Genomic DNA, 14133 nt, shown 5'->3' with positions numbered 1-14133 from the left:
GCCATAATTGTTCATATGAAATGTTAATTTTTTTGTACTGGTCTAACAGTTTAATCACCCTTTCCATCTATTTCAAGATGTTCTATTAAGTAAGAGAGAGCTTCAACGTGATCACCAATTATTCTTAATACTGCCGGAGGATGCCCATTGTGACTTACATTCTCCATTAAACGAATTCTATTCGGTTTTACAACATCAACGTAATGTACACATTCTACTCTATACCCTTGTAATATTGCTTTTACTTGTGCAAGACTAGGGCATAGTAAGCTTTCCCAGCCTATTGCATCTAAACATGATCTACTCATAGCATGTGGAATTGCTACTAATGAGCCATTGCTTAATTCTGGACGATTATATGCTAAATTAAGCATATATTTTACGACGTCTACAACATAAAACGGAGGGTGTAACATCGGATTCAAATCATTTAATGCTATGTCTACACCAGCTGAAACTGCTTTTGTAAAATGATGCAAATTACTTCCTGAAACACTAAAATCACCATCAATAAATAAAAGAATATCTCCTGTAGCTTCAAGCGCTCCAATAGCACGTCCAACATTATGACCAAGTCGTTCGTTATATTCAATAATAGTAACACCAAGTCTTTTAGCAATATTAGCCGTTTGATCTGTCGAACCATTTACAACGACGATGATTTCTAGTGGTTCTATTTTTCTCGCCTCAAGTATTACTTGTTCTATAGTCTCTTCTTCATTTTGTACCGGTATAATGACAGAAAGTTGCTTCCCATCATAAATTGAAGAATGCATTCCCCACCCTTGATGATAGGAAGGGTATCGCTTACATTCACCTAGTTTTTGAACAATATCTCTTCTTTTTCCTGCATCAGTAAACCCTACTCTTCTTCCTTTTTTCTCTATCCATTTAGCTATACCGCGTAAATATCTTTCTACTTTCTCTTTTTCATTTTTGGATAACTCTTTTTTTATTAAATATCCTCCTTCCTCTATAGTCTCATCTTTAGATAACGTATTGATTGCATATTGATCGTTAATCCGCCACCCTTGATTCACAATCTTCATATGAGATAGAACGATATCTTCCATATAATTAAAGCCGATATTTTCCACTACTTCCTTCGTAAGCGCATATGGTAACGAAAGTATTGAATTGCTTTTTAAATCTGGTCGACTTAAAATTTCATTTAACATTTTTCTCCATACAATATCCATATTTGGACATTTACCTATTTCTATCAATTTATCTATTTTATTTAAAACTACATCGGCTTGATTTGTAACAATTGGCTCAATAAATCTCTGCATTTCATTTGTGGATAACGAAAAATTGCCATCTAAAAATAATAAAACTTCTCCTTTTGCTGCCTTTACAGAAGCTTCATACCCATCATAATACGTACTATATTTATCCATCAAAACAATATGGCATTTATGTTTCTTTGCTATTTCATACAAATTACTTCTATCGTTAGGAACGAAAATTATAATTTCAAGAGGATTTAGCTTCCATATAGATTGAATTGACTCTTCTAATATTTGCTCTCTTTCACTGTACAAAATAATAACCGTTAACGATTTCATTACACGCCCCCTTTACACATCATGTGACATAAAATATTAAGTATTACCATTTCCTATGAATTTGCTACTTTATTAACATATTCAAAAGTGAATTATACTGTGTGAAAACAAACGTCTATTTTTGAAAATATAATCTCTACACTTGTATCCCTCCTCTTATCGTTGTCTGTTACAACTCTCACCATTTAAAAATAAAAAAAGTCCTAATTTCTTTAGGACTCTTTTACACTAATTTATAAATATCATTAATTTTATATACAACCTTTTTCCATGTTATACCTCTATCCGTTGTAGTAAATATTTCTTTTTTATTACAAGCCCAACCTTTACGCCGATTAAAAAAATGTAAACAAAATACATTTTTCAGCAATGGATTACTTGATACCTTTATCCATTTTGCTCCTTTTTTTATTATTTGATATACACTTCCATGTTCACTATTTATAACCCAGCCATAATAGGAACTAAAAAAAGAAACAGCCGCTTTACTAGTATTTATTGTTTTATTTGAAATATGCCACGAATTCCCCTTATCAAATGAGTAATTCATTAAAAATACATCATTATTCATTTTAGTTGGTATTACTAACAAGTTATTTTTATAGATTGCTTTATAAGCCATAGCAGTCTCATTATTACTTCCTTCAAGACTTGGAATATCTTTTATAGGCTGCCAACTTGCCCCACCATCTATTGTTTTAAATACCGCTGATGTTTCATATTGTTTGTGTAATGAAATAAATCCAACTAACTCGTTTATAAATGTTATCCCTGAAATACTATCACTAATACTTATATTTTTTATTACTTTCCAAACTTTCCCTTTCGTTTTCAAATAGTATAAATTATGTTCAAATTTATTTGATGCAAGCTTTCTAGACAATACAATCCATATACTATCCATATTCGTAGCATGCAATTGTACTTGAACATCCGTCGATTTCTCCCACTCTTCTTCAATTGGTAATATAAACTCACTCCATCTTTCCCCTCTATTAACTGTATAAAATATAGCGGGTAATAAATCATCATTCTTTTTTGTTAAACCATATGCCCAAGAGCTTCGAGCATTTATTGGATATCCAAATATCACAATTGAATTTAGAGGGTTAACAACATCCCATTCTACTCCTCCGTTTCGAGTATATAAGATCGCTTGCTTTTTATTTGTATATTGAATACCAGCCCACCCAAATCTATCAGTTCGCATTTGTAAAGAAGTAAATTGAATATCATTATTTTCCAATATATCACCTCATTCTTATTATTTATATATTCGTATGCTATTATTTTCAAAACGTTCTATCATTAGTTGTTAGTACCACTCGTTTTATCTACTATCTTTACACATTTACTTTCTCTTTTCCTCACCAACCAAATATCAATAAATAAAATTCTACTATAAAAAGTGCACCCCAATTGTAAAACTACTTCTAACAATTAGAGTGCACTTTTTATAAAATATAGCTTTAATTTTTAAGCACTTACTACAGCAGCAACTTTATCTAAACAAATAATAAACTGATTCATAAATGCGTCAATTTCCTCTTTCGTAATAATATACGGCGGAAGTAATCGAATAATATTCCCTTGTGTTACATCGACTAACATTCCTTTATTCATTAGCTCAACCTGTAATTTCTTCACATTTTCATTCGTATCATTCAGACTAATTCCAAACATCATGCCAGCATGACGCACTTCCTGTATATAATAAGAATTTTCTTTCTGAATGTCTTGCAGTTTGTCATTCAAATATAGTGACGTTTCATAAGCTTCTTGCATTAACCCATCATCAAGTAATGTATTTAATACCGTTAAACCTAAAGCTGTTCCCATTGATGAATGAGCAAACGTTGTCCCGTGATCTCCTGGTGAAAATACATCACATAACTTTTCACCTACAATAATTCCTCCTAGCGGTATCCCGCCTCCTGCTCCTTTACCAATTTGAATAATGTCCGGTGTAATATTAAAATTTTGATACGCAAACAGTTTCCCGGTTCTCCCCATACCACTTTGAACTTCATCAACGATAAGTAGTAGATTGTATTTCTCACATAAGTTTTGAACGTCATGTAAATATTCACGCGATAAAGGATAAATCCCCCCGCTTCCTAAAACAGGCTCTAGCATAATCGCGATTGGTTTTTCTTTAATAATAGTCTCCTCTAATTGGTCTATATTTTCGCGCTCTACTTCATATACAGGAATCGATGTTTTAGGGAAATTTTGATATACACTTTCTTGTCTCGTAAAATGAAGTGCCCCTAACGTACGCCCATGGAAACTATTCTTCAGCACTACAATTCCTTCACGTTCTTCATTCGTATTAGCTCTATATTTATCAATTAATTTCAAAGTTGTTTCTGTCGCTTCCGTACCAGAGTTTGTAAAAAAGACCTTTCCGTTTTTTAATGAGCAATCCACTAATTTCTTTGCATACTCAATCGCAACTGGGTTTAAAAAATGAAACGGCAGATGCAACGATTTTGTAACTTGCTCCATTGTCGTTTGTACAATTTTAGGATGATTGTATCCTAGTACATTTACTCCTACGCCAGAAAATAAATCTACATACTCTTTACCATCTACATCATATAGTTTACATCCTTCTCCTCTTTCCATTGCAACCTCTGTCCGACAATATGTAGACATCATATATTCTTTATCTAATTGAAACCAATCCGACATGTTAAATTCCTCCTAGTTATTTTTCCTTTTCTAACGTTCATTCTCTATATAATCGTTTATAAATTAAGTTTTAAGATTGAAACTTTAATAGTGGTTTTCTTCCACATTTTTTATTAAAACGTGTGCTTTCTCTTCCCGATATTCATTTTTCCATAATTTCTTCTATTTCAACAGGTCCACTACATATGTGTTTTTTTCATCTAGCGGTATGTTACTGCTTTGAACTTTGTATGTCATACATAATCGAGACTATAAAATCATATTTAGTAACAATCGACGAAAAAATTTGGAGGCTATATCGATGAATGAAAAATATGATAAACATAGGAAAGAATTATTAGAAGAAGACTTTAATAAACATCGAGAACTTACTGAACCAGCTAAATTTCACTCTCAAACAGTTGGTTCACGTGGACCCGTACTAGAGCAAGATAGTGTACTCCATGAGTCATTACAAGAGTTTATTCATGAAAAAATTTTAGAAAGACCTGTTCATGTAAAAGGATTTGGTGCGTTCGGTTATTTTCAAACGATATATTCGATGTCTGAACATACTAAATTAAGTTTTTTACAAAATTCTAATGAAAAAGTTCCTGTTATGGTTCGATTTTCGTTAGCTGTTAGTACGAAAGGAACACCGGATACTGCTAGAAATGTACGCGGTTTTTCTACAAAATTTTATACAAAAGAAGGCATTTTTGACCTTTTATGTAATCACATTCCTGTTTTTTCTGTTCGTGACCCAATGCGTTTCCCTGAAACGATTCAAGCATTATTGCCTTCACCTAAAAATAACTTAATAGACCCTAATAGATTTTGGAGTTTTGTCGCTAAAGCACCTGAATCTATTCATTTTGTTGTCCGTTTATACTCTAATAATGGTACGGCCAAAAGTCTTCGCCACATTCCAGGACATAGTGTTAATACATATGTATGGAGAAATGCGGAAGGTAATCGAAAGTATGTAAAGTATCATTGGTACCCGTTTGAAGGTGTACAGTACATTACTAGTAAAGAAGCAATTAAACTAGCTGCCGAAAATCCTGATTATAGCGGGAAAGATTTATATGATGCTATTGAAAATGGTAAACCAGTGGAGTATGGTTTATACGTCCAGCTCATGGATCCGAAAGATGAAGCGCATCTTTCTTATGATCCTTTAGATGACACAAAAGTATGGGATGAACAGACGTATCCTCTCATACCAGTCGGGAAAATGGTATTAAATAAAAATCCTGAAAATTTTATGGAACAAGTAGAAAAAGTCGCCTTCTCTCCTTCTAATTTGCTAGAAGGCGCTGAGTTATCAGATGATAAAATGCTGCAAGGGCGCGCTAACATTTACAGTGATTCACAAAGAAGAAGAATTGGTCCCGAATTTCGCAAATTAACGATTAACCAGCAGCAAGATTGGACACCTGCTAATCAAATTACAACCGGTGAAGGAAGGTACGTTGAAGGTAAACTTGAAAGAACTTCTATAACGAAACAGGATGACTTTACGCAGGCTGGTGAATTTTACACGAAGTTACAGCCAATAGAAAAAGAACATCTCGCTGAAAACTTAGCTAGTGATTTGAAAGTTATATCCGATGATATTAGGAAGATCGTTTTGGGGTATTTCAATCGAGTATCCACTGATTTGAAAACAAAAATCGAGACAAAAATGAAAGAGCATTAAGAAGATTAAAACATGCTTTACGAATGAGAATTCAACTCTATATTAATTATTTTCTTGTCAAAATCCAATGAGGTTATTTAATTTGAAAATATAAAGCCAACATATCCCTGTTCTATAATTAGAACAGGGATATGTTGAATTAGTTTAATGTTTAACATTAAATACTTTATTTCGCTAAAAAATGCGATAAGTAGCCTTTCAAAACAAACTATAGTAAACTATTTTACTTGTACCGTATAATTCCCTGTTCCACCACCATACTTATATACACTTAAGTAATATTTCCCTGGCTTTGCATTATAATTTCCAAGCAATTTGTTTCCATCACGTTTTGTTGCATAAGCTACATAATTATTTAAATCTGATTCAGAATATAATACCCAGTTCAGTCCAAGATTTTGTTCGTTCGTAACAGAAATTTGTAAATCTTTTTGATCCTTTACATCAATAACAAATTTATCCCCCTGATCTTGATCGCTCAAGGTTCCTCTTAACAAAATATTCAAAGATAGTGGGTTTGCTGTTTCAAATGAATTATTTGGTTCTTTTTCTACAGCCGTACCTTCTTCCGTATTCACTCCGCTAAACACAACATCATATTCAAATTGCCCAGCATTATTTACACGGTAATTTACAAAATAAGCAGTCAATGTTTTATATCCTGTCCACTCTTTTCCTGAAAGACGTTTCAACATATCATTTGTTGCTTCATTCATCACTTTCCAGTCCTCAACTTCTCCTTTAGCCGCACTTCCTGTATATGTCCCCTGTAGTGTAAATGTATTAAAGAATTGTGATGTATTCTTTGTTACTTTCACATCTTTTAATTTCGCTTCATTCGTAATATCTGAAGTAACGTCCGAAAGCGATTTTGGATCATGCTGAGTTAAATACTCATCTGATACTTGTGGAATTGTATACTTATCGCGATTATCAATAAGCATTTGCATATAAGATTGATATTCTTCATTTAACTTATTATCTTTGCTTAATGTAGCACGGTATGCATCGTAACTTGAAACATCATTTGCGCGAATTAAATCATGTACTTTATCGAACATTTCTGGGCGCTTATTATACATATATGATTGCAGTGCAAACGAATAATTATAAAAATCCCACGTTCCATATTTCGCATTTAATGTTTGTGATGCTGTATAACGTTTTGCAGGATCATTAGATAACCCACCAATTATACTTTTTCGCGGTACTACACTATCTAATCGCGTTGCACCTGCAAAGAACTCTGCATTCCCTTCTTCAAACCATGTTAAACGTTCATTTTGATACATTTCCCCTTGGCCCCATAATCCCTGAACTTCGTACCTTCCCTGTAAGTAGTGCGTAAATTCATGGCGGAACAATTCTTCCAGACTATAAATACTTTGCTCTGGTGTACGTTCATATGTAAAGAAAGTCCCTGTCCCTTCAATATAAATCCCACCATTATTCGTTTCATATCCGTACAGTTGACGATTAAATTGATACTCATCTGGGCTATTATAAATAACCATCGTTAACACATCATCAGCATGTCCACTTTCAAGTGGTTTATCGCTACCAACTGTACGATAAAATTGAGAACGCACCTCTTTTGCCGCCCAGTATAGACGTTTAATTTTCTCTTCGCTAACTTTATCCCCAGCTTTAAAGACAATTGCTCCATCATCAAACGTATACGTTTTCGGTAAATATTTCTTTTTACCTTCTTCCCGAATTTGATCTAAATTTACAGTTTTTCCATTCGCATCTATTCCTCCATAATTTGTAGTAATTTGTTCTGCCGCAACAAAGTATTGCTCTCCTAAATATGGATAAATTCGCATTGCATCTGTAACAACTTGTTGTCCTTTTGTCGGCGTGCTATGAAGCTTGCCCAATCGGCCAGCATAATAAATTCCATTATTAATTAACCATCCATTTTTATTTGTTACTGTACCAAGTAGTGCAAAACGATTTACTTCATTAATAAAGTTATCGATATTCCGAAACCACATCGTATCTTTTGGCTCTTTTCCAGTCGTGTACATATCCGTCTGAATATCAAAGTCAATTCCCTTCATCAACTCATATATAGCGTCTCCTTTTGTTCGGTCTTCAATGAAAGTTGCAAGATTATCGTTATATTGTTTAAAAATTTCACCTGCATATAAAACCGTTTCAACATCTGCTGATGCATTTCCAATTAATTTTCCATATGATGCAATTACTTTATTTTGTTCTGATGTACCAAGTTTGAAATTTGGATTTTTTGCAATTGTTTTTAAAGCTGGTAAACATTTATCATGGTAGCTACGCTCATTTAGTTTGCTTAATTCATCATGGTAAAAACCTAAATAAAACGCTGCACGTAGAGCTTCTACTAATGTTTCAATCCCTTTTGAATCATCTTGCGTATAAGCTTGTCCTTGTTCTGCTAGTTTATTAATAATCGCTTGCATTCGGCTATCATCTTGATAGAATTTAAGACTATCACTATTAAACTGAAATAATTCCGGAATTTGATACCATTTAATTGTCACAAGAAGATCAGTTAATTGTTTATTATTTAATTGATTTAACTCAGCCATCGAATACTTTTTTTCTTCAGCTAACGGCTTAATATTATCGGTTGGTGCTAGTGGACGCTGCGATAAATCCGCTAATTTTAACCGTTTTGTAAAAGATTCATTTTCTTGTACTTTTGAAGGGTGCGCTAATTCATCAACAGATTTCTGTATTCCTACCGGCTCCATTTGTAATACGTTCTTCACATTTTTCTCTTTTGTCTCTGCTTGAATTTGCAAACCATTACACGTTATTGTCACTAGTCCAACACCAAGAATCCACTTAGAAATTTTCGAATATTTAACCATACCATTGCCCCCTAGTTATTTAAATGAAAATTCAGAATTTTAAAATCAAAAAAACCACTTATTTGTATGTATTTACAGTTCCCCTATAAATACAACTATGATTAATAATGCAATAGTAGCTTGTTTTATACTATTACGAGTACAGATTCCTTACATACAATCTCCCTTCCTTACATGTAATACAAGCAAAAACCGTGCCAATCATATTTCTTATGAATAGCCAACATTCTTTTATAAATACTGTAGAATAAAATATACATAGGTGTTTCGGCAATGTATAAATCATTTGACACAAAATCTAATGTTTATGAAGAACAAATTCATTGAATGTTATAAATTCATTAGGCAGTAAATAATCCCCAATTATTAAATCTCTCAAAAAAAGGTAAACAAACATATTCCATAAAGCTAATATGTTCGTTTACCTTTTTCTATTTCAAATCAACAGCAAAATATCGTTGAATAAAAACAGCATGAATAAGTATTTTGTTATTCATTTCTCTTTTTCATATAATCTTTTTCACATTGCAACGGCTTAAATTTCACTTTTTTCCCTTTCTTCTTTTTCGTTTTTATAACGAGCCATTCCCCTTTTTCAACGTCTAGTTTTAGGCGTTTCATTACATTGATATTATCTTTTTCTTTATAAAGTAAAAATGCTTCTTGTGCCCTCACAAATAAGCTGGGCTGTTCGCTAAATCCACCACTATCATAAATTTTAGTTAGCGAATTATAATAAGAATCATTTTCCTTTCCACCATACATCAAATGAGCAGCCTCCAGATCTCTTTTACTTACTTCCCAAAAACTATGTTCATCAATATTTAAATTAAATGTGGATTTAATGTCCTGTATTATATTCTTCACATGCTTTTCATCTCTAACTTTTCTTTCTTCGAGACAATCCGAAGATAATTCTGGTGCATCTGATTGGGAATGTACAACGTGTTGTATCGATACACACAGAATAAATACGCTTAAAATGTAAAATATTTTTTTCATATTTACATATCACCTCAAATGATTTAGATACTATATCATTTGAGGCTTACAATATTCTTATGCTAATAATAAGAAAGATCCTATAAAATAAAATTTTTATAGGATCTTTCCTTTTAATATTGCTTTATCAAATTCACGGGCGGGGCAACTACCTTACTACTTTTCACATCATATAATCCTATAGGTGTTACTCGTATAAAAGGCAAGTGCGTCGCAGAAAAGAATAAAATTGTAAATGCTGGATCATCATGCGCGTAGCCACGCTCTTGTAGTAATTTCACCATCTGCTTCTCTTCCTGTATTAATTCACTCATTTTTAAATTAGACATAATCCCGAGCAATGGTAATGCTATTTCGTGTAATACTTCATTCTTTTCAGCTATTACCATTCCCCCGCCAAGCTCTTTTACTCTACGAAAAGCTGTAAGCATATCTTCTTTTCTTTTTCCGATAAGAATGATGTCACCTGTACCAGAATAAGAGCTAGCAAGCCCACCTAGTTCTTTCGCAAAACCTTTCACAGCTATATTCACTTGCCAACTGCCATCACGAGCAATCATCATAAAGAAACATTCATCATGATCTGTGGACAATTCATCACAGTCTATATTGATTTCACTAGTGTATGGTTTTGTAATAACGTTATTTAATAAGTGTATCCCCGTTTTATTAGAGAAAATCATATCCTCTTTTTCTATTGACCAATCTAATGATAATAGAGTTACTTTATGTTTACTCCAGTCTATAATATGTAATGCTTCATGTGTATTTACACCGTCACGCTTCACCCATTTCCCCTTTGCAAGGACACTGATTGGTACTGGGTTTTCTTTACTTTCTAAAATATTGATATTAGCAATTCTACCTGTCGCAATCGAACCATGTACATGTTCCATATTATAATAGCGAGCAATATTATAACTTGCCATATCGTATGCATCTATTACTGGTACTCCTTGTTTTATCGCGGTAGAAATCATAACGTTTGTCATTCCATTTTCATAAAACGAAGGATGTGAGCCGTCTGTTGTAAAAAAGAATCTATCAAACTGCTTTACGCCTAGTTCCAACAATTCTTTCAGTAAAACTTCTAAATCCGGGCGGATTGAAGAATTTCTTAAGGAAACAGTGTAACCTTGCATAAGACGAGTGAAAGCTTCCTGCCCTGTCATCGCTTCATGATCACAATCTGTACCTAACAGTTTTAACTTCGCTAAAGTCGTTTCAGATGCACCCGGAAAATGTCCTTCTACTTTCTTTTGCAATCGCTTCGTTTCCTGCACCCAAGTTAACATTTCATCATCGCCATGTAATAGTTTTGGCCATGCTGTTAGCTCGCCGCCTTGAAGAACCGCTTCATGCTGCAGCCACTCTATTATTTCTTCACTATTAAACAAAGATTCCCCGTTTTGCAATTCAGTCTGTCCGTCAAAACGGCACCACCAATACATACTTGCTGGAATCTTATTGAATTCATCTAATAAACGAAATGCTTCTTCACGCTTTAATGTGAAAAATAAAGTTAAATTATCATTAATAAAAGTTGTTGTCCCAAACTGCATCGCATGATTCGCTAGCGTCTCTGGGTTATACAACTGATACGGATGTGCATGTGGTTCTATGTAACCGGGTACGACATACTTTCCTTCGCAATCAACAACTTCACACTCCGTTAATTGCTCTGGTAGCTGCTCCCCTACGTATACAATTCGATCATTATATATCCAAATGTTCGCTGTCATCCACTCGCGCATATAAGAATTTAAATATGTTGCATTCTTTAATAATATGTGTGTGCTTCTCTTACCATCTAGTACTTCAACATGTTCTCGTAATTGTTTATTACTCCATTTATAATGATTTTTCCCCATTGTATTCAACTCCAAATCAACTCATAATTATTTTGATTAAAACGAGTAATATTTAACTAACTAAAGTATTTTCCATTCATAACTCCCCTATTGGTGCCCCTATATCCTTCATTATATGTAAAAATTTAAAAAATAACAATTTTCAGAACTATATGTATACCTCTTTTATCCATAATAAAAAGAATGTCATGTAACTGACATCCTTTTTTATTTTGTCGTAAGCATTAAGATTGACTTTCACTTTGGAATACACTTGATGTCATATCATAAATGCAACTACTGTCCATAGTTGCGAACTTAAAAAAGCACCTCTTTTAAATATAACTATAACAAAATTCCATTCACTTTCTTTTCATCTATTTATTAAATTCAATTTGCATCATTTTATTAAACTGCGGAACAATATCGACCCCACCTATAGAGTTGAGACTGATAGCCAATGTATGTTTGCCTCCAATTACTCCCCCAGCAAAAGTTGTAAATCCAGGAATTCCTCCTCCATGCCCCCAAACTGAAACACCGTTTGGAAGTTTAGTCTCATAGATTCCAAGACCGTATGCGTCACCAACCCCTTTGCCTTCTATAGGAACTGTAGTAAGCATTTCTTTTAGCTCGCGTTCCTTCAGTAACTTACCACCGAGTAAAGATGAAAAAAACTTATTTAAATCATCCGCATTAGAAATCATATCTCCAGCTGCATTAGCTAAACTCGGATTATAATACGTAATGTCTTTCAACTCGCCTGTTCCTTCCATTTTCACATATCCACGAGCATGATTCTTTCCTGGGATGACGGGTGAATTTCCTGGTAAAAACGTATTTGATAGGTCCAAAGGTTCAATAATTCGCTTTTCGATTTCTTCCGCATAACTATTTCCAGTTATTTTTTCAATAAGCATTCCTAGTATTACGTATCCTGTGTTTGAATACAACCAGCCTTTTCCCGGCGAGAAATCTGGAGGCAGCGAAAGACCTATTTTCACTATTTCTTCCGCTGTATACGTTTTTTTCGAATTCATTATGTCCGCGTCTTTTGACTTTAAGTATTCAGCGATACCACTCGTATGATTCAAAAGTTGTCGTATCGTAATTTGATTACCATCATACCCATTTCCTTGCACGAGACCCGGTAGCCACTTTTCAATTGGATCGTCAAGTTGTAAGCGATTTTCTCCTACTAATTGAAGCACAGTCGTCGCAGTAAACGTCTTCGTCACACTACCAATCCGAAAGCGATAATCCGAATTCACCGGTTTCTTTGTACTTAAGTCCGCCACGCCAGCAGTAAAACTACTAGTTTTTCCGTTGTTAGACGCCTTAGCTAATATTCCTACAGCACCAAGCTGTACTGTTTCCTGCATTACTTGTTTCCAGCCATTACGATTCTTTTGATCATGTACTTGTGACGAACTAGAAATATTTTGAGTTGACTCTGCAGTCACAGTAAAACCAGGTGTGAATAGAGCAGTACCCGCTAATAAAACTGCAAAACTTGCTAACTTAATTGAATTACATTTTTTCATAAGGCTTTCTCTCCTCCATTAATATCGGATTGATTCAGGCTATACTTTCATCCTATATGATAAATCTCTCTTTTTTCTTATCCATTCCTTACGAAATACTTACGTTTAAATTTACATAGGGTAAACTGAGGAAGAGTTATGCATGCAAATAAAAAGAGAACATGTTTTCATTTTTTATGTAAACATGTTCTCTTAAACATTTAAAATTCTATATCAACTTTTCATCCTATTCTTTACACAACTAATTTATATTCCTTTTTACCAGCCCGCACTAGCATTCATACCATTTCCAATAATAGAAAGTAATAGCGGCCATAATACTGGTCCCAATGTAAGAAATACATTTAGAAGTATGAGCATTCTATATCCACCGGTGAAATTATGATTTTTACGATTAACAAATACGAGACTAACTAATGATATTATGGTCGTTAAAAATAACACTAACATTACCAACCAATACCACACCATTAAACTGAGACTCCATGGTGTTAATAGCTCGTGTATGATACAAAACGAGATTCCTAATACAGAAAAACTAAAACTAGTCACCGCTGTTTTTATAAGCCATTTATTTATTTTTTTATCGTATGTATTTTTACAATATAAATCTATTAAAGTATATAAAGATAAATATGCCATTAATACACCTATCCAAGACAATAACCAGTCTCCGTCCCCTTTGAATAATACGTACAGTAACCAACACATACCTACTGCAGAAAAAACAAAGGAAATAAGTATGCTTTTTAATACCGATTTCATTACATTTTCACACCCTTAAAAAACTTAAAAATTAATTATAGTTTATAAAAATTAAGTATAGGTTAACATGTAATGAAGTATAAGTAAATAATGTTAATTTTGTTTACCTATTTAAATACGGTTTCATATAAGAAAATAATTCATGTTAATCAAATTTCCGTATAAAAAAAGAAA

The 14133-nt window shown here is 33.4% G+C and carries 9 protein-coding genes; 1 reads left to right on the top strand and 8 read right to left on the bottom strand.

Annotated elements, in window-relative coordinates; translation table 11 throughout:
• Positions 1 to 50: 50 nt before the first annotated feature.
• The 3 genes from ACTFP3_RS11980 to ACTFP3_RS11970 form a co-directional block, all read right to left on the bottom strand.
• Positions 51 to 1568, bottom strand: a complete 1518-nt coding sequence (locus tag ACTFP3_RS11980) for a glycosyltransferase (protein ID WP_440010583.1) — start codon at positions 1566 to 1568, stop codon at positions 51 to 53.
• A 223-nt stretch (positions 1569 to 1791) separates the two neighbouring features.
• A complete protein-coding gene (locus ACTFP3_RS11975; protein WP_440010581.1) occupies positions 1792 to 2814 on the bottom strand; it encodes a hypothetical protein in 1023 nt (340 codons plus the stop codon).
• A 230-nt stretch (positions 2815 to 3044) separates the two neighbouring features.
• Positions 3045 to 4262, bottom strand: coding sequence for an aspartate aminotransferase family protein (locus ACTFP3_RS11970; RefSeq protein WP_440010578.1), 1218 nt, complete (start codon positions 4260 to 4262; stop codon positions 3045 to 3047).
• A 301-nt stretch (positions 4263 to 4563) separates the two neighbouring features.
• Here ACTFP3_RS11970 and ACTFP3_RS11965 point away from each other — a divergent pair, with 301 nt between their 5' ends.
• The gene (locus ACTFP3_RS11965; protein WP_440010575.1) at positions 4564 to 5943 is read left to right on the top strand and encodes a catalase; all 1380 of its coding nucleotides are present in this window, start codon (positions 4564 to 4566) and stop codon (positions 5941 to 5943) included.
• Between the two features lie 218 nt (positions 5944 to 6161).
• Here ACTFP3_RS11965 and colA read toward each other — a convergent pair whose 3' ends face one another.
• From colA to ACTFP3_RS11940, 5 genes are all read right to left on the bottom strand, one after another.
• Positions 6162 to 8798 carry a collagenase ColA gene (colA, locus tag ACTFP3_RS11960; protein WP_149149735.1) on the bottom strand — a complete coding sequence of 879 codons (2637 nt, stop codon included), beginning with the start codon at positions 8796 to 8798 and terminating at the stop codon, positions 6162 to 6164.
• 489 nt (positions 8799 to 9287) lie between these two features.
• Complete coding sequence (locus tag ACTFP3_RS11955) at positions 9288 to 9800, bottom strand: hypothetical protein (RefSeq protein WP_000719373.1); 513 nt, start codon at positions 9798 to 9800, stop codon at positions 9288 to 9290.
• Positions 9801 to 9913: 113 nt separating this feature from the next.
• A complete protein-coding gene (locus tag ACTFP3_RS11950) occupies positions 9914 to 11671 on the bottom strand; it encodes an adenine deaminase (RefSeq protein ID WP_440010571.1) in 1758 nt (585 codons plus the stop codon).
• Between the two features lie 356 nt (positions 11672 to 12027).
• Complete coding sequence (locus ACTFP3_RS11945; RefSeq protein ID WP_440010568.1) at positions 12028 to 13194, bottom strand: serine hydrolase domain-containing protein; 1167 nt, start codon at positions 13192 to 13194, stop codon at positions 12028 to 12030.
• Between the two features lie 258 nt (positions 13195 to 13452).
• Positions 13453 to 13959, bottom strand: coding sequence for a DUF3902 family protein (locus tag ACTFP3_RS11940; RefSeq protein WP_097959900.1), 507 nt, complete (start codon positions 13957 to 13959; stop codon positions 13453 to 13455).
• Between the last annotated feature and the right edge of the window lie 174 nt (positions 13960 to 14133).

Origin of the sequence: Bacillus cereus group sp. MYBK5-2, from assembly GCF_051915685.1 — a bacterium.
GTDB lineage: Bacteria > Bacillota > Bacilli > Bacillales > Bacillaceae_G > Bacillus_A > Bacillus_A cereus.
Note: the sequence above shows the minus strand (reverse complement) of the source record. Positions and strands in the feature narration are given on the sequence as shown.

Coding starts and splice junctions, on each gene's coding strand:
- ACTFP3_RS11950 (WP_440010571.1), bottom strand. CDS start 11,671: ATGGGGAAAAATCATTATAAATGGAGTAATAAACAATTACGAGAACAT.
- ACTFP3_RS11970 (WP_440010578.1), bottom strand. CDS start 4,262: ATGTCGGATTGGTTTCAATTAGATAAAGAATATATGATGTCTACATAT.
- ACTFP3_RS11940 (WP_097959900.1), bottom strand. CDS start 13,959: ATGAAATCGGTATTAAAAAGCATACTTATTTCCTTTGTTTTTTCTGCA.
- ACTFP3_RS11955 (WP_000719373.1), bottom strand. CDS start 9,800: ATGAAAAAAATATTTTACATTTTAAGCGTATTTATTCTGTGTGTATCG.
- ACTFP3_RS11945 (WP_440010568.1), bottom strand. CDS start 13,194: ATGAAAAAATGTAATTCAATTAAGTTAGCAAGTTTTGCAGTTTTATTA.
- ACTFP3_RS11965 (WP_440010575.1), top strand. CDS start 4,564: ATGAATGAAAAATATGATAAACATAGGAAAGAATTATTAGAAGAAGAC.
- colA (WP_149149735.1), bottom strand. CDS start 8,798: ATGGTTAAATATTCGAAAATTTCTAAGTGGATTCTTGGTGTTGGACTA.
- ACTFP3_RS11980 (WP_440010583.1), bottom strand. CDS start 1,568: ATGAAATCGTTAACGGTTATTATTTTGTACAGTGAAAGAGAGCAAATA.